Annotated in this window: 20 protein-coding genes; 10 read left to right on the forward strand and 10 right to left on the reverse strand. The window is 71.1% G+C overall.

The genetic code is table 11. The annotated features are described in order from the left end of the window. Positions 1-258: 258 nt before the first annotated feature. The gene (locus tag H293_RS0116760; protein WP_033415458.1) at positions 259-951 is read right to left on the reverse strand and encodes a hypothetical protein; all 693 of its coding nucleotides are present in this window, start codon (positions 949-951) and stop codon (positions 259-261) included. Positions 952-1,151: 200 nt separating this feature from the next. Here H293_RS0116760 and gcl point away from each other — a divergent pair, with 200 nt between their 5' ends. Further along, a complete protein-coding gene (gene gcl / locus H293_RS0116765) occupies positions 1,152-2,936 on the forward strand; it encodes a glyoxylate carboligase (protein ID WP_028807909.1) in 1,785 nt (594 codons plus the stop codon). 227 nt (positions 2,937-3,163) lie between these two features. Here the strand turns inward: gcl and H293_RS0116770 are convergent, their stop codons facing one another. The 3 genes from H293_RS0116770 to H293_RS0116780 all read right to left on the reverse strand — a co-directional run bounded on the left by H293_RS0116770 (position 3,164) and on the right by H293_RS0116780 (position 5,597). After that, entirely contained in the window at positions 3,164-3,403 is a 240-nt protein-coding gene (locus H293_RS0116770; protein ID WP_020119017.1) for a hypothetical protein, read from the reverse strand. A gap of 430 nt (positions 3,404-3,833) precedes the next feature. After that, positions 3,834-4,748, reverse strand: a complete 915-nt coding sequence (locus H293_RS0116775) for a 2-hydroxy-3-oxopropionate reductase (RefSeq protein ID WP_020119018.1) — start codon at positions 4,746-4,748, stop codon at positions 3,834-3,836. Between the two features lie 27 nt (positions 4,749-4,775). Then, positions 4,776-5,597 (reverse strand): TIM barrel protein, encoded by an 822-nt coding sequence (locus H293_RS0116780; RefSeq protein ID WP_020119019.1) that lies wholly within the window; start codon positions 5,595-5,597, stop codon positions 4,776-4,778. Positions 5,598-5,742: 145 nt separating this feature from the next. Here H293_RS0116780 and H293_RS0116785 point away from each other — a divergent pair, with 145 nt between their 5' ends. The 7 genes from H293_RS0116785 to H293_RS0116815 all read left to right on the forward strand — a co-directional run bounded on the left by H293_RS0116785 (position 5,743) and on the right by H293_RS0116815 (position 11,373). After that, a complete protein-coding gene (locus H293_RS0116785; protein WP_033415459.1) occupies positions 5,743-5,994 on the forward strand; it encodes a YkoF family thiamine-binding protein in 252 nt (83 codons plus the stop codon). 47 nt (positions 5,995-6,041) lie between these two features. Continuing rightward, a complete protein-coding gene (locus H293_RS0116790) occupies positions 6,042-6,350 on the forward strand; it encodes a helix-turn-helix domain-containing protein (protein WP_051138120.1) in 309 nt (102 codons plus the stop codon). Between the two features lie 83 nt (positions 6,351-6,433). Then, positions 6,434-6,943, forward strand: coding sequence for a 2-oxo-4-hydroxy-4-carboxy-5-ureidoimidazoline decarboxylase (uraD, locus tag H293_RS0116795; protein ID WP_020119022.1), 510 nt, complete (start codon positions 6,434-6,436; stop codon positions 6,941-6,943). A 5-nt stretch (positions 6,944-6,948) separates the two neighbouring features. Next, positions 6,949-7,362, forward strand: a complete 414-nt coding sequence (uraH, locus tag H293_RS0116800) for a hydroxyisourate hydrolase (protein WP_020119023.1) — start codon at positions 6,949-6,951, stop codon at positions 7,360-7,362. Positions 7,363-7,364: 2 nt separating this feature from the next. Then, complete coding sequence (pucL, locus tag H293_RS0116805; RefSeq protein WP_020119024.1) at positions 7,365-8,258, forward strand: factor-independent urate hydroxylase; 894 nt, start codon at positions 7,365-7,367, stop codon at positions 8,256-8,258. Positions 8,259-8,373: 115 nt separating this feature from the next. Then, a complete protein-coding gene (locus tag H293_RS0116810; RefSeq protein WP_020119025.1) occupies positions 8,374-9,753 on the forward strand; it encodes an 8-oxoguanine deaminase in 1,380 nt (459 codons plus the stop codon). A 255-nt stretch (positions 9,754-10,008) separates the two neighbouring features. After that, the gene (locus tag H293_RS0116815) at positions 10,009-11,373 is read left to right on the forward strand and encodes a nucleobase:cation symporter-2 family protein (RefSeq protein WP_020119026.1); all 1,365 of its coding nucleotides are present in this window, start codon (positions 10,009-10,011) and stop codon (positions 11,371-11,373) included. Here H293_RS0116815 and H293_RS0116820 read toward each other — a convergent pair. Together H293_RS0116820 and H293_RS0116825 are read right to left on the reverse strand one after the other, a co-directional pair. Further along, positions 11,358-12,182 (reverse strand): chitosanase, encoded by an 825-nt coding sequence (locus tag H293_RS0116820; RefSeq protein ID WP_020119027.1) that lies wholly within the window; start codon positions 12,180-12,182, stop codon positions 11,358-11,360. The genes H293_RS0116815 and H293_RS0116820 overlap by 16 nt on opposite strands. Continuing rightward, positions 12,179-12,976 carry an AraC family transcriptional regulator gene (locus H293_RS0116825; RefSeq protein WP_020119028.1) on the reverse strand — a complete coding sequence of 266 codons (798 nt, stop codon included), beginning with the start codon at positions 12,974-12,976 and terminating at the stop codon, positions 12,179-12,181. The genes H293_RS0116820 and H293_RS0116825 overlap by 4 nt, the downstream gene beginning before the upstream one ends. An 87-nt stretch (positions 12,977-13,063) precedes the next feature. Here H293_RS0116825 and H293_RS0116830 point away from each other — a divergent pair, with 87 nt between their 5' ends. Next, positions 13,064-13,915 (forward strand): NAD(P)H-binding protein, encoded by an 852-nt coding sequence (locus H293_RS0116830; RefSeq protein ID WP_020119029.1) that lies wholly within the window; start codon positions 13,064-13,066, stop codon positions 13,913-13,915. 167 nt (positions 13,916-14,082) lie between these two features. Here the strand turns inward: H293_RS0116830 and H293_RS0116835 are convergent, their stop codons facing one another. Next, complete coding sequence (locus H293_RS0116835) at positions 14,083-15,513, reverse strand: MFS transporter (protein ID WP_028807910.1); 1,431 nt, start codon at positions 15,511-15,513, stop codon at positions 14,083-14,085. Between the two features lie 111 nt (positions 15,514-15,624). Between H293_RS0116835 and H293_RS0116840 the strand changes: the two genes are divergently transcribed. Next, a complete protein-coding gene (locus H293_RS0116840) occupies positions 15,625-16,020 on the forward strand; it encodes a winged helix-turn-helix transcriptional regulator (protein WP_020119031.1) in 396 nt (131 codons plus the stop codon). 1 nt (position 16,021) lies between these two features. Here the strand turns inward: H293_RS0116840 and H293_RS0116845 are convergent, their stop codons facing one another. The 3 genes from H293_RS0116845 to H293_RS0116855 all read right to left on the reverse strand — a co-directional run bounded on the left by H293_RS0116845 (position 16,022) and on the right by H293_RS0116855 (position 17,787). Beyond that, a complete protein-coding gene (locus tag H293_RS0116845; RefSeq protein ID WP_028807911.1) occupies positions 16,022-16,438 on the reverse strand; it encodes an acyl-CoA thioesterase in 417 nt (138 codons plus the stop codon). Positions 16,439-16,492: 54 nt separating this feature from the next. After that, positions 16,493-17,119, reverse strand: a complete 627-nt coding sequence (locus H293_RS0116850) for a hypothetical protein (protein WP_020119033.1) — start codon at positions 17,117-17,119, stop codon at positions 16,493-16,495. A 68-nt stretch (positions 17,120-17,187) separates the two neighbouring features. Beyond that, the gene (locus H293_RS0116855) at positions 17,188-17,787 is read right to left on the reverse strand and encodes a histidine phosphatase family protein (protein WP_020119034.1); all 600 of its coding nucleotides are present in this window, start codon (positions 17,785-17,787) and stop codon (positions 17,188-17,190) included. Positions 17,788-18,296 lie beyond the last annotated feature (509 nt).

Consider the following 18,296-nt stretch of genomic DNA (forward strand, 5'->3'; position numbering starts at 1 on the left):
GCTCGGGTGACGTCCCGGTCTTCGGCGCTGCCCGGGCGGGTTTGGTGGGTGTTGGCTGTTGGGGTGCCCGGCGGTCTGGGTGTTGGCGTCGGCGCAGCATGCCCTTGGCGCGATCGCCCCCCATCCGGTGGCGCTGGTCGGGTGGTGTCGAGGCGGCCTCGCCGTGCGGTGATGCGGCTCGGCGTCCCCGTCCGGACGGCGCCACGTACCAGCCCCCGCTCCGGCCCCGTGCGCTCAAGCCGCCCCGCCGCCGGAGGCCTACCCGCCGTCCAGTTCGTCCGCCAGGCCGTTCACCGGCTGCGGTGTGCCCGTCAGGTCCAGGACGAACAGGGGCACGCCGAGGGAGTCGGCCTGGGCGCGGGCCTCGGGGGTGTAGCCGGACAGGGAGAAGTACACGCAGTGCGCGGACTCCGTCATGGCCGTCAGCCACAGGCACTCCACGTCCCGCGGTGAGGCCGGCCGTACGGTCGGGTCCACCTGGGCCAGCAGCCCGCGGGCCGCGAGACCGATGCCGGACGGCGGCCGCTGGTCCGCGCGCCGGATGTCCTCGTAGCCGAGCCAGCGCAGATACAGCGCGGCCACGGTGACCGCGTCACGCGCGGTGCGGATCGTGATCGGCTGGAAAGCGCGCCGCGGGGGAGCGGAGGCGTCCACCTCGGCGTCCACGTCCGGCTCCGGCCACGAGCAGGTCTCCCCGGACACCGGAATCCGCAGCACCGTTCCGCAGCCACAGCCCAGCTCCGGCTGGGGCCACTCGGCCTTGCGGCCGCAGACCGCGCACTCCACGGAGACCCACGCCTCGTCCCAGACCTGGTGGGTGACGGCTGTGGGCGCGCCGTGCCGGTCCAGCGGCGGGCAGACCGGGGCGCCGCACTCGCACGGGTACGACGGCGCCGCGTAGAGGTGCTCGCGCCGGCAGACCGGACAGCGCACCGAGACGCTCTCGGACATGGCCTCATCGTCCTCCAGGAGGCGGCCGTCTGTCCGTCTCTTGACCACCTTCGTCCCTTGACGGCCCCGACCCCTCCACTTACATTGCTTCCAGATAGTAGAAAACATATTCCGCAATACGGAAGTGCTCGCCGCGGGGCGCGACGGGAGTACGCATCCGACAGCCGAAGCCGTAGAAGCAGTCGAAGCAGGAGTACTCGATGGCTCGAATGACCGCTGCCCGCGCGGCAGTTGAGATCCTCAAGCGCGAAGGTGTCACGGACGCGTTCGGTGTCCCCGGCGCGGCGATCAACCCCTTCTATGCCGCGCTCAAGGCCTCCGGGGGCATCCACCACACCCTCGCCCGCCATGTCGAGGGCGCATCCCACATGGCCGAGGGGTACACGAGGACCCACCCGGGCAACATCGGTGTCTGCATCGGGACCTCAGGACCCGCCGGCACCGACATGATCACCGGCCTGTACTCGGCGACCGGCGACTCGATCCCGATCCTGTGCATCACGGGCCAGGCCCCGACCGCCGTGATCCACAAGGAGGACTTCCAGGCCGTCGACATCGCCTCCATCGCGGGGCCGGTGACCAAGATGGCGGTCACCGTCCTGGAGGCCGCCCAGGTCCCCGGCGTCTTCCAGCAGGCCTTCCACCTCATGCGCTCCGGCCGCCCGGGGCCGGTCCTGATCGACCTGCCGATCGACGTCCAGCTCACCGAGATCGAGTTCGACCCGGACACGTACCAGCCGCTCCCGGTGTACAAGCCGGTCGCGAGCCGCGCGCAGATCGAGAAGGCGCTCGCTCTCCTCAACGAGTCCGAGCGCCCCCTGATCGTCGCCGGCGGCGGTGTCATCAACGCCGACGCGGCCGAACTCCTCGTCGAGTTCGCCGAGTTGACCGGCATCCCGGTCGTCCCGACCCTCATGGGCTGGGGCGTTCTGCCCGACGACCACGAGCTGAACGCCGGCATGGTGGGCCTGCAGACCTCGCACCGCTACGGCAACGCCACCTTCCTTGAGTCCGACTTCGTCCTCGGCATCGGCAACCGCTGGGCCAACCGTCACACCGGCAAGCTGGACGTCTACACGGCAGGCCGGAAGTTCGTCCACGTCGACGTCGAGCCCACCCAGATCGGAAGGATCTTCGCGCCGGACTACGGCATCGCCTCCGACGCCAGGGCCGCCCTGGAGCTCTTCGTCGAGGTGGCAAGGGAGTCGCAGGCGGCGGGCCGGCTCCCCGACCGCTCGGCGTGGGCGGCCTCCGCGCAGGAGAAGAAGGCGACCCTCCAGCGCCGTACGCACTTCGACGACATCCCCATCAAGCCCCAGCGTGTCTATGAGGAGATGAACAAGGCCTTCGGCCCGGAGACCCGCTACGTGTCGACGATCGGCCTGTCGCAGATCGCGGGTGCCCAGATGCTGCACGTCTTCAGGCCGCGCCACTGGATCAACTGCGGTCAGGCGGGCCCCCTCGGCTGGACGATCCCGGCCGCGCTGGGCGTCGCCAAGGCCGACCCCGAGGCGCAGGTCGTGGCCCTCTCCGGGGACTACGACTTCCAGTTCATGATCGAGGAGCTGGCCGTCGGGGCCCAGCACCGGATCCCGTACATCCACGTCCTCGTGAACAACTCCTACCTGGGCCTGATCCGCCAGGCCCAGCGGGCCTTCGACATCGACTTCCAGGTCAACCTGGAGTTCGAGAACATCAACTCCCCGGAGCTGGGCGTCTACGGCGTCGACCACGTCAAGGTCGCCGAGGGTCTTGGCTGCAAGGCGATCCGGGTGACCGACCCGGCGGAGCTGGGCGCGGCCCTGGAGCAGGCGAAGAAGCTCGCCGCCGAGTTCCAGGTCCCGGTCGTGGTCGAGGCCATCCTGGAGAGGGTCACCAACATCTCGATGTCGACGACCAACGACATAGGCAACGTGGTCGAGTTCGAGGAGATCGCGACGGAGCCGGGCCATGCGCCGACGTCGGTCAAGCCGCTGAAGGTCTGACCCCGCGCACAGCTGAAGGGCGGTCCCACCGTGAAGGTCGGACCGCCCTTTCCCGTGCCCGGCTCCCCCGAAGCCGTCCCCCGTCGCGATGCCCGCCGCCCCCGTGCCGGCGAACCTCGTGTGATGAGAGTGCGCCCGGGAACGGGTCCGGCAGAAGCCCCTGAATCAGGTTCAGAGGTTGATTTGAGGATTCCGCGGTCGGCCTACGACCGCTGCCGTACGCCCGCTCACCCCTCCTGGTCCTCGGACAGCCCCGGCCAGTCGTCGGGACCGCCGCCCTGCCACTCCACGATGTCGTCGTCCTCGACCTCGATCCGGTCCAGGTCGGCGAGCCGGAGGAGCTCGACGACGTCGTCCAGGTGAGAGGCGACGCCGAGGTTCTCGTCGTTCACGGTGACGCGCCGGGACCCGTCCAGGGCCGGAGCGTGCACCACGACATGCGGATGCCGTGTCGGTTGTGCTGCCATGCCTTCAGCGTCCTGCCATCCGCCGCAATCCGCACCCCGGTGACCGTAGCCGCCACATGGCAGAGCGCCTGATACGGGACCGTCCGTATCCGGCGCGGGTTCCTGCCGGTCTTGCCGGGACCGCGGCGGCCGCGACGGAACCGGGAACGCGCTCCTTCCCTCAGGTCGAAGAAGGAGGGCCCGGGACCTTCACCACCGCACTGGCTCGCACGCCGCCGCGGTCCTCCCCCGACCGCACCCGGTACCGGGCGACAACCCCTCATCCGGGTCGCCTGGCGCGTCGGGTGCGGTCAGGGAGTCTCAGTACTGCGCGATATTCCTCTCGACCACGTCTCCGGCCCCGGGGGCCGGCGTGGTTTCCGGGCGGCGCCACCGCCTGGGCGCGACAGGACAGATGTCAGCGAGGGCGCCGCCCGGAGTCTTCGGGGTGTCAGACCTGGGCGCCCGACAGGCGCTCCACGGCCCGCAGCAGCGCCGAGTGGTCCAGGCCCCCGTCGCCCTGTGCACGCAGGCTGGCGATCAGCTGGGCGACGACGGCGCCGACGGGCAGGGCCGCGCCGACGTTGCGGGCGGCGTCGGTGACGATGCCCATGTCCTTGTGGTGCAGGTCGATCCGGAAGCCCGGCGCGAAGTCGCGCTGAAGGAAGTTGTCCTTCTTGCGGGTCAGCACGGTCGAGCCGGCGAGGCCGCCGCCCAGCACGTCCAGCGCGGCCTTCAGGTCCACGCCCGACTTCTCCAGGAAGACCACGGCCTCGGCGCACGCCTGGATGTTCACGGCGACGATCAGCTGGTTCGCGGCCTTCACGGTCTGGCCCGAGCCGTGCGGACCGCACAGCACGATGGTCCTGCCGAGCGCCTCGAAGATCGGCTCGGCCTCGTCGAAGTCGGCCTGCTCGCCGCCGACCATGATGGACAGCACGGCCTCGATCGCACCGGCCTCACCGCCGGACACGGGTGCGTCCAGCACACGGATGCCCTTGTCCTTCGCCGCCTTGGCCAGGTCGACCGAGGTCTGCGGGGTGATCGAGGACATGTCGATCAGCAGGGCGCCGGAGCGGGCGTTCTCCAGGATGCCCGCGGGGCCGTACGCGATGGCCTCGACCTGCGGAGAGGCGGGCACCATCGTGATGATCACGTCGGCGTCCCGCACGGCCTCGGCGATCGAACCGGCGGCAGTGCCACCGGCGGCGGCCAGCCGGTCCAGCTTGTCCTGTTCCAGGGTGAAGCCGGTGACGTCGTAACCCGCCTTGACCAGGTTCTCGGACATGGGGGAGCCCATGATGCCGAGGCCGATCCAGGCAATCGCCGGGCGGGCTGGGTGGGAAGAATGCGCGAGGTTGCTCATGGTGGGGTGCCTCTCAGGAAAGTGGGGTCAGCGGGACAGCCAGTCGAAGGTCTCGGCGCTCGGGCGGTCGCCCGGCTTGTACTCGAGGCCCACCCAGCCGTCGTAGCCCGCCTTCTTCAGCTGGTCGAGGAGGTCGTCGAGGGGCAGCGAGCCCGTGCCCGGCGCCCCGCGGCCCGGGTTGTCGGCGATCTGCACGTGGCCGGTTTTGGAGGCGAACTCATCGATCACCGCCGGCAGGTCCTCGCCGTTCATGGACAGGTGGTAGAGGTCCATCAGGAACTTCGCGTTGCCGAGGCCGGTCGCGTTGTTGACCTTGTCCACGATCCCCACCGCCGCGGGCGCGCTCACCAGCGGGTACAGCGGCGACTCGGGCTTGTTGAGGGCCTCGATCAGGAGGATCGCGCCGATCCGGTCGGCCGCGCGGGCCGCGAGGACCAGGTTCTCCAGCGCCAGCGCGTCCTGCTCGGCCGGGTCCACGCCGTCGACGCGGTTGCCGTACAGGGCGTTGAGCGCCGTCGCGCCGAGGGACCCGGCGAAGTCGGCGGCCACGTCGATGTTGGCGCGGAACCGCTCCGACTCCTCGCCGGGGATCGACAGGGCGCCGCGGTCGGGGCCCGGCAGTTCGCCGGCGTAGAAGTTCAGGCCCGTGAGCCGAACGCCCGCGTCCTCGATCGCCTTCTTCAGGGAGTCGAGGTCGGACCGCTCGGGGGTGGGGGTGTCGATCCAGGGCCACCACAGCTCGACCGCGGTGAAGCCCGCCGCGGCGGCCGCCGCCGGGCGCTCCAGGAGCGGGAGTTCCGTGAAGAGGATCGACAGGTTGACGTTGAAGCGCTGGTCGGCGAATCCCATCGGTCGCGGCGCTCCCTTCCGTGTCGTAGTCCTTCGTATTCCGTAATGCGGAAGTTAGTTTCTGCTTATTGGAAGATTGCCGTCGGGTCGGCGGCGTTGTCAAGAGGGCCCGACGGAAAACGGCACCTCGGGTTAGGTTGTGCGCGTGCGATTGAGAGTGGAGTTCACGACCGAGCCCTTCGACCTCGACGAGGCCCCGGCGCACGCGCTCGTGGCCCGTGAGGTCATCGAGGCGGCCGAGCTGGACGCGGTGGACGTCGGCCCGTTCGGCAACACGGCCGAAGGTGGCGCCGACGAGGTGCTCACCGCCGTGGGCGCCCTGCTGCGCAGGACCCTGGCCTCCGGCGCCACCCGGATCTCCCTCCAGGTCAACGTGCTGGGGGAGGGGGACGCGTGAGCGCCGACGAGCCGTTCATCTCGGCGGTGAAGCCGCTGGTCGACGCCATGGGCGGCGAGCTGCTCCCGCCGGACGAGGCCGGCCCCGACGACGTCGTGCTCGCCTGGGAGGGTGCCGACGTGGTCGCCGTACGCCTGCCGCAGCTCGCGGACTCCCTCGATCACATCCTGGCCGCCATGGAGCGCAAGCAGGGCAAGCCGCTGTCGGACCTGGACCGCAAGGCCAAGCAGGAGGTCGTACGGATACTGGAGGCGCGCGGCGCCTTCTCTGTACGGCACGGCGTGGAGACCGTGGCGAGTGCTCTCGGGGTGAGCCGCTTCACGGTCTACAACTACCTGAACCGGGACAAAACGTAGACGGTGGGGCCCTGCGGGTTTCGTAACCCCGAATTTTCAACAAAGTGTTGACGTGATTCGCGTGGGGGCGTTAGCTGACTCCCGTGACTTCGACTTCCACGTCCCCCGGCCTGGCCCGGTTCAACGTCCTGGAGGAGCACGCGGCCCACGCGGTCCTCCTTGAGGCGTGCGCCTCGACGGCGTGGGCTCGGCGTCTGCTCGGCGCCCGCCCCTACGCGACCGCGGAGGACCTCTACGCCACCAGCGACGCCGCCATGGCCGAGCTGACCCCCGACGACCTCGCCGAGGCCATGGCCGGCCATCCGCCGATCGGCCGCCCCAAGCCCGGCGACCCGACCTCCTCCCGTGAACAGCGCGGCATGGCCGGTGCCTCCGACGAGCTCAAGGCGGAGATGCTGGAACTGAACCTGGCGTACCAGGAGAGGTTCGGCCATGTCTTCCTGATCTGCGCGACCGGTCGCACCGGCGAGCAGATGCGCGACGCGGTCAAGGAGCGGATCGGCAACGCGCCGGAGCGGGAACGCGAGATCGTCCGCACCGAGCTGGGCAAGATCAACCGTATCCGGCTCGCCCGCATCGTCGAAGAGGTCTGAGCGACATGAGCACCAGCACCACCGCATCCGTGTCCACGCACATTCTGGACACCAGCGTCGGCCGCCCCGCCGAGGGCGTCGCCGTCCGGCTCGCGGCTCGCAGCGGCCGGTCCTCCCACGAGGGGCAAGAGGGGGAATGGCAGACGCTCGGCGGCAGCGCGACCGACGCGGACGGGCGGTGCAAGGACCTGCCGGCGCTGCCGGAGGGAACCACCCACGTACGGCTCGACTTCGCCGTGGAGCCGTACTTCTTGAAGAAGCAAGCCGATACGCAGCAGGACGCCCCCGCGAATCGGGACAGCGGTACCGGTGTGTTCTTCCCGGAGGTGGCGATCACGTTCGCCGTCGTACCGGGCGAGCACTACCACGTACCGCTGCTGCTCAACCCGTTCGGCTACTCCGTTTACCGAGGGAGCTAGCTATGCCCATCCTGGGACAGAACCAGTACGGCAAGTCCGAGAACCGAGTCGTCAAGATCACGCGGGACGGCGCCACCCACCACATCAAGGACCTGAACGTCTCCGTGGCGCTCTCCGGCGACATGGAAGAGGTCCACTACTCCGGCTCCAACGCCAACGTGCTGCCGACCGACACCACCAAGAACACGGTGTACGCGTTCGCCAAGGAGCACGGCATCGAGTCCGCAGAGCAGTTCGGCATCCACCTCGCCCGGCACTTCGTGACCTCGCAGGAGCCGATCAGGACCGCCCGCATCCGCGTCGAGGAGTACTCCTGGGAGCGGATCGAGACGCCGGGGGAGGACGCGCACTCCTTCGTCCGCCAGGGCCAGGAGACCCGGCTGACGCAGATCACCTACGACGGCTCGTCGTGGGAGGTCGTCTCCGGGCTCAAGGACCTGACCGTCATGAACTCGACCAACTCCGAGTTCTGGGGCTACGTCAAGGACAAGTACACGACCCTGCCCGAGGCGTACGACCGCATCCTGGCGACGGAGGTGTCCAGCCGCTGGCGCTTCAACTGGACCGACGACGCCCAGGCGGCGCCGGACTGGGAGGAGTCGTACGCCCAGGTCAAGAAGCACATGCTGGGGGCGTTCGCGGACACGTACTCCCTCTCCCTCCAGCAGACCCTCTACGCCATGGGCTCCCGGATCATCGAGAACCGCGGCGAGATCGACGAGGTCCGCTTCTCGCTGCCCAACAAGCACCACTTCCTGGTCGACCTGGAGCCCTTCGGCCTCAAGAACGACAACGAGGTGTACTTCGCCGCCGACCGGCCCTACGGCCTGATCGAGGCGACCGTCCTGCGGGACGGCGTCGAGCCGAGGATCCCGGTGGACCTCACGAACCTCTAGCAACCCCCTCGCGGCACCCGCGGCCGGGCAAGGGCCCGGAAGGGCCCTCCGGCCGCGGCACTCAAACTCCCGGGGTCCTGCCGTGCCCTCTCCACCTCAGCGCAAAGGACGAACCATGGCAGCAGACCGGCGCATCGTCATCGAGAACTGTTCGATCGCGACCGTGGACGCCAACGACACCGAGTACCCGAGCGGGTACGTCGTCCTCGCCGGCAACCGCATCGAGTCGCTCGGCGCGGGCAGGGCCCCCGAGGGCCTGGAGAACGTCGACCGCCGTATCGACGCCACCGGCCACCTGGTCACCCCCGGCCTGGTCAACACCCACCACCACTACTACCAGTGGATCACCCGCGGCCTCGCCACCGACCACAACCTCTTCAACTGGCTCGTCGCGCTCTACCCGACCTGGGCGCGCATCGACGAGCAGATGGTCTACGCGGCCGCCCAGGGCTCGCTGGCGATGATGGCCCGCGGTGGCGTCACCACCGCCATGGACCACCACTACGTCTTCCCGGCCGGCTCCGGCGACCTGTCCGGCGCGATCATCCGCGCCGCCCGCGAGACCGGCGTCCGCTTCACCCTCGCCCGCGGCTCCATGGACCGCAGCGAGAAGGACGGCGGTCTGCCCCCGGACTTCGCCGTGGAGACCCTGGAGGGCGCCCTCGCCGCGACCGAGGCGACCGTCAAGGAGCACCACGACTCCTCCTTCGACGCGATGACCCAGGTCGCCGTCGCGCCCTGCTCGCCCTTCTCCGTCTCCACCGAACTCCTGCGCCAGGGTGCCGAGTTGGCCCGCCGCCTCGGCGTGCGGCTGCACACCCACGGCTCGGAGACCGTGGAGGAGGAGCAGTTCTGCAAGGAGCTGTTCGGCATGGGCCCCACCGACTACTTCGAGTCCACCGGCTGGCTCGGCGAGGACGTGTGGATGGCGCACTGCGTCCACATGAACGACTCCGACATCGCCGCGTTCGCCCGTACGAAGACGGGCGTGGCGCACTGCCCGTCCTCCAACGCCCGCCTGGCCGCGGGGATCGCGCGGGTCCCGGACATGCTCGCGGCCGGTGTCCCGGTCGGCCTCGGCGTCGACGGCACCGCGTCCAACGAGTCCGGCGAACTCCACACCGAGCTGCGCAACGCCCTGCTCATCAACCGCCTCGGCGCCCACCGCGAGGCCGCCCTGAACGCCCGCCAGGCCCTGCGCCTCGGCACCTACGGCGGCGCCCAGGTCCTCGGCCGCGCGGCCGAGACCGGCTCCCTGGAGGCGGGCAAGCTCGCCGACCTGGTGCTGTGGAAGCTCGACACCCTCGCCCACGCCTCGATCGCCGACCCGGTGACCGCGCTGGTCTTCGGTGCGGCGGCCCCGGTCACGGCCTCGTTCGTGAACGGCCGTCAGATCGTCGAGGACGGACGCCTGTTGCACGTCGACGAGGACGCCATCGCGCGCTCCACGCGGGAACAGGCCCAGCGTCTCGCGCGCATCGCCGCGCAGAGCTGACCACTTCACCCAAGAACTCCGGTCGGGAGGGACGGCTCCCGGCCGGCGGCCGTGGACCCCGGTTGCGGGCTCCATGGCGGCCGTGCCCGGGGCGCGTGTTGGACGCACGCGCCCCGGAACGGTCCCCGTCCAACGGTCCCTCCCCCACTCTCGGCTTCGCTCGAGCGGGAGGTGCCCCCATGCCCGCGCACCACCTCCATGAAACCCACGGCACCGCTTTCCGGCGGCCGTGCAACCGCCCGGAGGCGAGCCGCAGTGTCAGTCCACCCCGTCGACGAAAAGCTCCCCGCTCTCAAGATGGCGACCACCGGCCTCCAGCACGTGGCCGCCATGTACGCCGGAGTCGTCGCCCCGCCCCTGATCGTCGGCGCGGCCATCGGCCTCTCCGCCACCGACCTCACCTTCCTCACCGGCGCCTGCCTGTTCACCGCTGGCCTCGCCACCTTCCTGCAGACCCTCGGCGTCTGGAAGATCGGCGCCCGGCTGCCCTTCGTCAACGGCGTCACCTTCGCAGGCGTCGCCCCCATGACCGCGGTCGTCGCCTCCACGGACGACAAGTCCGACGCCCTGCCGGTCATCTTCGGTGCGGTGATCGTCGCCGGCCTCCTCGGCTTCCTCGCCGCCCCCTTCTTCAGCAAGGCGATCCGCTTCTTCCCGCCGGTCGTCACCGGGACCGTCATCACCCTGATAGGTGTCTCGCTCCTGCCGGTCGCCTTCGGCTGGGCACAGGGCCCCGATCCGGCGGCGCGGGACTACGGTTCGACGACCAACCTGGGCCTGGCGGCGGCGACGCTCGGGATCGTGCTCCTCCTGCGACGGTTCACGCGAGGCTTCGTCAAGCAGGTCGCCGTGCTCATCGGCCTGGTGGCCGGCACGCTCCTCGCGATCCCCTTCGGCGCCACGGACTTCGGACCCGTCACCGACGCGGCCGTCGTCGGCTTCCCGACCCCCTTCCACTTCGGCGCCCCGCAGTTCCAGCTCGCCGCGATCCTCTCGCTGTGCGTGGTGATGGTGGTCTCGATGACCGAGTCGACCGCGGACATGCTGGCCTTGGGCGAGATCGTCGAGCGCCCGGCCGACGAGAGGACCATCGCCGCGGGTCTGCGCGCCGACACCCTCGGCTCGGCGATCAGCCCCCTCTTCAACGGCTTCATGTGCAGCGCCTTCGCCCAGAACATCGGCCTGGTCGCGATGACGAGGATCCGCAGCCGCTACGTCGTCGCCACCGGCGGCGCCTTCCTGGTGCTGATGGGCCTGTGCCCCATGGCCGCCTCGCTCATCGCCGTCGTCCCGCGCCCGGTGCTCGGCGGCGCCGGAGTCGTCCTGTTCGGCTCGGTGGCCGCCAGCGGCATCCAGACCCTCGTCAAGGCGGGCCTGGACAAGGACAACAACGTCCTGATCGTCGCCGTGTCGCTGGCCGTCGGCATCATCCCGATCACCGCGCCGGAGTTCTACCACGCCTTCCCCGAGACGGCGAGGATCGTCCTGGACTCGGGGATCTCCACGGGCTGCGTGGCGGCGGTGGCGCTGAACCTGGTCTTCAACCACCTCGGCCGGGGCGCGGACGCCCAGGACGTCACCCACCCCATGGAGACCGTCTCCGCTCAGCCGATCTCGTAACTGTCCCCGTACACCTTCCACTTGAGCGGCGTGTCCAGGTCGAGATTGCCCTGCTCCAGGAAGACCCGCTGGGCGGTCTCGATCCGGCTCACGTCATGGTGGGCCGCCTCCTGACGCATCGCCCACACCCGGGCGTCCAGGAAGGCGTGCAGGTAGGCGGTCTGGTCACCGCCGTCCGCCGGGGTGTCCGCACCCTGCCGGGCCCGGCCGCGGATACCGCCGAAACTCAGTGGGTCGGTGCCGGGGCCGTGCATGACCATCGCGTCGTAGTAGACGAACTGGCCGAGCGTGCCCAGACCGTCCCGCTTGGCGCGCGCGACCGCCGGGTCGAAGTAGCCGCGGTCCCGTTCGTCCCGCTGCGCCTGGCGGAACGCGGAGGTGTTCGCCGCGGCCCGCCAGGCCGCCGGGAAGCCCGGGTCCAGCCCTTCGTGCGAGTCGGTGCCGTCCACCGCGCGCAAGGCAGGCAGATACCGGGCCAGGGGATTGTCGGGGACCCGTTCGGTGTAAAGCCCGACCAGCGCCAGCATGTCGCTCGTACCGGAGCAGAACCCGATGATGCCGGCGGTGTAGCCGCGGCCGTCCCCGATGTCCTCGATGTACGCGTACTGCGCCTGCCAGTCCAGCGAGGAGTTCTCCGCGCTGGACACCAGCCGCATCGCGAGGTCCTTCTTGACCGGGTCGTCGAGCCCGGTCGGGTCCGCGGCCTCGACGGACGGCCACCGCGAGCTCAGCACTCCGGCTCCGAGGGCGGCGAGCAGGGTGCGGCGGGCGGCTGTTCTGGACAGGGGGTCACCGTGAACTCGGGTCACTGGCTGTCGATCACCTGGCAGGCGCGGGGGGCGGGAAGCCGTCCGGTGAAGTAGGAGCGCGGTGGGACACCCATCAGGGTGCGGAAGTCAGCCGTCATGTGGGACTGGTCGTAGTAGCCGGTGACGGCGGCCAGTTCGGCCGAGGCCAGCTCGCCGGCATGGGCGAGCACGGCGCGGACGCGGTCGATGCGGGTGTAGTGCTTGGGCGAGAGCCCGACCCCGTCACTGAACAGGTTGCGCAACTGGCGCTCGCTGACGGCGAGTTCGCGAGCCACTTCGCCGACATGACCGGGTGTGCGACCCGAGCGGACGGACAGCGCGGCGACCGCGGCGCGCAGCAGCTCGGCGCGTGCCCCGTCGGCCGCCGTGGGCAGCCGGTCCGGGAGGACGTCCGCGAGCCGGACGGCCACCTCCTCGGGCTCCAGCCGAGCGAGCTCGAACGCCAGTCGCCGCGCGGCCGGGCCGGGCAGCGCGCCCAGCGGCACGATCCGTCCGACGAGGGCGACCGCGGGGACGCCCAGCAGCGGGCGGGTGGTGCCGGGCGCGAGCCGTACCTCCACGCAGGACACGTCCGTCTTGCCCGCGTGGTACGTGGCCCGGACGCGGGGCCCCGAGACCAGCAGGGTGGGCCGGCCGCGCGCCTCGCTGCGGACGATCACCTTGGTCGTCGGGTCCGGCAGCTGGACGAACGGCTCCCGGGGATCCGCCGCCACGGCCAGGCCGCCGATCCCGGCGATCCACGGACCCGGCGCGTCGGGGGTGCGCGGGGCCCGCTCGGAAACGGAGTTGGTCACGCATCCACCGTAAGCGGGGGAGCGGGGGGTTCGGGCGCGCGAAACGTGCCGGAATTTCCTATCGGCCGGACCGCTGCGGAGCCCACCGTGGTGGTCATGATCCTGGTCACGGGTGCCACGGGCACCATCGGAAGTGATGTCGTACGACGGCTCGTGGCGCGCGGCGAGAAGGTGCGCGCGCTCACGCGGGAACCGGGCAGGGCCCAACTGCCGCCGGGGGTCGAGGCGGTCCGGGGGCACCATCGCGATCTCGACTCCGTGGCGTCGGCCATGGCGGGCGCCGACGCCGCCTTCCTGGTGGGCGTCTTCGGCCCGGAGGACGCCGACAGCGACCGGGGGATGGTGGCGGCGGGAGTACGGCGCGTGGTGAAGCTCTCCGCGATCAGCGCGGGGGACCCCAGGACGGGGCTGGGCGGCATCGCGCACGGACACGGCGAGGAGGCGGTCCGGGAGAGCGGCCTGGAGTGGGTGATCCTGCGGCCCTCGGCCTTCGCGTCGAACACATTGGGGTGGGCGGAGGCGGTTCGGGCGGGCACACCTGTACCGAACATGCTGGGGGAGGGGCGGCAAGGTGTGGTCGACCCGCGGGATGTCGCCGAGATCGCGGTCGCGGCGCTGGTCGGTCCGGGGCACGTGGGGCGGACGTACACCCTGACCGGACCCGAGACGCCCAGCCCCCAGGACCAGGCGGCGACTCTGGGCGAGGTGCTTGGCAGGCGCGTGGAGCTTCGTGGACTGACCCCACCGGAGACCCGCGAACTGCTGGTCGCCTCAGGGTGGAGCGAGGAGTCGGCGGAGGGAATGCTGCGAAGCGTCCGCTTCGTGGCCGAGGGCGGCAACGCGGTGGTCACCGGGGACGTGGAGGAGGTGCTGGGTCGTCCGCCACGGACGTACCGGGAGTGGGCACGGGACCACAGGGAGGCGTTCGGCCGGGGCTGAGGCCGGGTCCCGACTGCGGGGCGGCAGGGGCTGGTCGCGCAGTTCCCCGCGGGGTGCGGCTGTGAGCGCGTGGACTGCACCCACCCCAGGGGCGCGGGGAACTGCGCGACAGCCACGATGTGCCCGAGGCCGCCGGACGGGCACGGCGTGGCATCTCTGAAGGCGGTTCACTCCCTCGCTCGCGGCCGCAGCACCACCGCGGCCAGCACCAGCGCCGCCACGGCGATCCCCGCCCCCACCCGGAACGCCAGCTGATACCCCTCCGCCGTGGCCGCGCCCAGGCCCGCCCCGCCCGCCAGCAACCCCTCCGTGCGACCCGCCGCCAGCACCGACAGCACCGCCAGCCCCAGCGAACCCCCCACCACCTGCGTGGTGTTGAACAACCCGGACGCCAGTCCCGCGTCCTCCTCCCGGGCACCCGACATGGCGAGACCGGTCAACGCGGGCATGGCCGCGGCGAAGCCGACGGACAGCAACAGCAGCGGCGGAAGGACGTCCGCGGCGTACGAGCCCTCGGCCGGCGCACGGCTCAACAGGGCCATTCCGGCGACGATGAGGACGAGCCCGGCCAGCAGCACCCGGTACGGGCCGAACCGCCCGATGGTCCGTGCCGACAGTCCCAGCATCAGCACCCCGATCGCGATCGGCGCGGGCAGGAACGCCGTACCGGTGAGCAACTCGCCGAAGCCGAGCACCCGTTGGACGTACAGCGCCCCGAGGAACTGGAAGCCGTACATCGTGGCGATCATCAGGATCTGCACGGCGTTCGCGCCGGAGAGCAGTCGGGAGCCGAACAGCCGGAGCCGCAGCAGGGGGCGGGCCGCACGGGCCTGACGCAGGGTGAACGCCGTGAACAGGGCGACGGCGGCCAGGGCCAGGAGAAGCGTGGTGGTCGGCTCGCGGTCGCCGGATCCGACGATCACGTACACCGTCAGCATCAGCGCACCAGTCACCAGCGCGGCCCCGGGATAGTCCGCGCCCCGGCCCAGACCTTCGCCGTCCTCCGCGTCGAGCACCCGGATCGCCGCCAGCAGGGCGGCGATCCCGATCGGCAGGTTGATCAGGAAGATCCAGTGCCAGTTCAGTGCCTGCGTCAGCGCCCCGCCGAGGAACGTGCCCAGTGCCCCGCCCGCCGCACCCACCGCGCTGAACACCGCGATCGCGCGGGCCTGTTCACGCGGCTCGGGGAACAGCGCGACCAGCATGCCGAGCACCACCGCCGCGGTCATCGCCCCGCCCACGCCCTGAAGCGCACGCGCCGCGATCAGCGTGCCCTGGCTCGTGGCCACCCCGCACAGCACGGACGCCGCCGTGAACACGGCGAGCCCCGCCGCGAACATCCGCTTGCGGCCGACCAGGTCGCCGAGCCGGCCCACCAGCAACAGCAGCCCGCCGAACGGGATCAGATAGGCGTTGACCACCCACGCGAGGCCCGGCCCAGAGAAGCCGAGGTCGCTCTGGACGGCCGGCATGGCGACGGTGACGATGTTGCCGTCCAGGATCGTCATGAGCGTTCCCGCGCACAGGACGACCAGAGCCGTCCAGCGGGAGTACGTTCGTCGCAGCGCTCGCGTGGGGGTTTCGACGACGGCTGTCATGGCGGCGTGGCCTCCGCATTCTCCGTGGGTTCCGACAACGGGCCTTGGTGCACGACTTGTAACGGGGAACATCGTCAGTGACCATGGGGAGCACCGTAAGGAGGCAGTTCGATGTCCCAGAGGAACACCGGTGTAACCGTCCAGGTCGTGAACGCGCACGCGTGCCCGGTGCGGGAAGTTCTTGACAGGGTCTCCGGCAAATGGAGCGTGCAGATCCTCGTCGCGGCCGCCCACGGACCCATCCGCTTCACCGAGCTGGAGCGCAGCATCGAGGGGATCAGCCGCCGCATGCTGACCCTGACCCTGCGCAACCTGGAGCGCGACGGCCTCGTCACCCGCACCGTCCATCCGACGGTGCCGCCCCGGGTGGAGTACGAACTGACCCCCGTCGCCCGTGAGTTGCACGAGACCCTGCAGCGCCTGACCGACTGGGCCGAGCGCAACAGGGTCTACATCGCCGAGGCCCGGGCGAACTACGACGCCGAGCGGGAACCGGAGCCGGCCTGAGCTACAGCAGACTCGGGTCCGTGGCCAAGCCCTTGAGCACCTCGCCCGCGTTCGCGACCAGGCGTCGCGCCTTGAGGTCCATCAGACCGCCGACCGCGGTGATCTCGGCGGCGACTGTGCCGTCTTTCTTGCGGATCGTCTGCCGGATGCGGAACGTCTTGCCCTCGCCCCACTCGAATCCGCAGGTCACGTCCACCTCGTCACCCGCAAGGAGCTCCCGCAGATAGCGGATGGTGGTCTCCAGCGCCACCGGGCCCACCCCGCTGCCGATCAGCGCGGCCTGGGTGATCCCGGCGGCATCGAGCAGCGACCAGCGGGCGTGCTCCGCGTAGTTGAGGTACACGCTCTGGTTGAGGTGGCCCTGTACGTCCGTCTCGTACCCGCGGACGGTCACTGGCACGGAAAACGGCTCACTCACGTCAATCCCCTCTCACGCCACGGCAGTTACCGGCCCGATCCTGGCATGTGCCCCCTACACGCGGCGCGGCGAGGCCAGCAGGTACCGGGCCCTGGTCCGCGGTTGTGTGTACTCGCCGACCTGCCAGCCGGCCTTCTCCAGGGTGATCGCGCAGGCCCGCAGGGTCTCGCCCTCCGGCGCGTGCACGGCCACGGCCTCGGGCTGCGGGGTCGCGCGCACCCGGTAGCCGGGCGAGCCCCCCGCTTCCGGCGCGTGCCCGGCCGCCTCCAGCGCCAGCGCGGCCGCCTGCACCAGATGGGCGCGCTCCCAGCCGCAGGGCCGCTCCGTGGCCCCGTCGGGGTTGGTCATCCGGCGCAGCTCCAGCAGCCCCTGCCAGGCGCTGTGCACCTCACGCGTCCGGGCCGGACCGGTGTCGGCTGCCTCCTGCGTGCCGCCGATGTGCGCGGCGAACACCCCACCGGTGGCCGGGGCGGCGGTCGGCTCGGGCTCCTCCTCGACCGTCTCCCGTACCCGGTGCCCGGCCGGTGTCAGGAAGTGATCGTGCGGTGGCCTCGGATGCCGGAAGGCCAGCCCGCGCTTGACCAGTGCCTCCAGCTGGGCCTCGGTGCCCTTGATCCGCCCGGTGACGGGATCGGCGGCGTCGATGACACGCCGCTGCGCGGCGGTGGGTGGTCGCGTCACGGCGTGCTCCTTCCTCGGGAGGGCCGTACGACGGGCCGTACGGATCACCGGCCCCTCCGCTTCGAAGGCTACGACGGGGGTCTGACATTCCACCCGGCGATCACCGGCCGTCCATGTTCCGTACCCAGCCGACCCAGCGTCCCGGTCGCCAGCTGGAACAGCGCCCCGGCCGACGGGGGGAGCCCGAGCCGACGGGCGGTGAGCACGCGCAGAAAGTGACCGTGCGCCACCAGCACCACGCACCCCTCGGTGTTCGCGTGTGCCGCGTCCACCTTGGCCAGCACCCGGTCGGCCCGCTCGCCGACCTGCTCCGGGCTCTCCCCGGGGTGGTCGGGCGGGCCGGGTGCCACGCCGTCCGTGAACAGGAACCAGTCCGGACGCTCCCGCTGGATCTCCACGGTCGTGACGCCCTCGTAGCCGCCGTAGTCCCACTCACGCAGATCGACGTCGACCCGCGGCTCGTGCAGCCCGATGAGTTCCGCGGTCTCCCGGGCCCGCTGGAGGGGGCTGACGAAGGCGGCGCCGATGCGGTGGGAGCGGATCAGGGGCACGAGGCGGCGCGCCTCCTCCAGGCCGCGCTCGGTCAGCGGTACGTCCGTCCAGCCGGTGTGCCGCCCGGACCGCGACCACTCGGTCTCACCGTGCCGGACCAGAAAGAGATCACCCATGCCGCCGCCCACCCTTCCTGCTCGCCTCCCAGCACGGTGCCACACACCCCCCGGACCGTGCAGGCCGGACTGGGCCGATCGACCACGGGTCCCCTTGCCGGCCGGCACAGCCTCGCTGGGCGGGCGCTCGGACAGGCTGGGGGGATTGGATGGGCTCGTGCGGCGCGTCTTGGGCCGGATCGGCTCGCGCGGAGTGTCTTGGACCGGCCGGCGCAGTGTGTCCCTCACCGACGAGGCTCAGCGTGTTCGTCAGGACCAGGTCCGGTCTGTCCGATGGACCGGCGCCCAGCATGTGCGGCTCGACCAGGTCCGGTCCCCGATGGAGCAGCACCCGCTGCATCCGGCCCGACCCGGCCGCGCCCGTCCCGATCGACGAGATCCCGCCCTTCTCGATCGACCAAGCCCGGTCCCACCGAATCGACAGGCCCCAGCCCGACGCGCCCACCCCTCACCCGCGCCGTCGACCGCTCCCGTCCTGCGATCCGGCGGATGCCGTGTCCGGCTCGATC

The organism is Streptomyces canus 299MFChir4.1 (genome assembly GCF_000383615.1).
Taxonomy (GTDB): domain Bacteria; phylum Actinomycetota; class Actinomycetes; order Streptomycetales; family Streptomycetaceae; genus Streptomyces; species Streptomyces canus_C.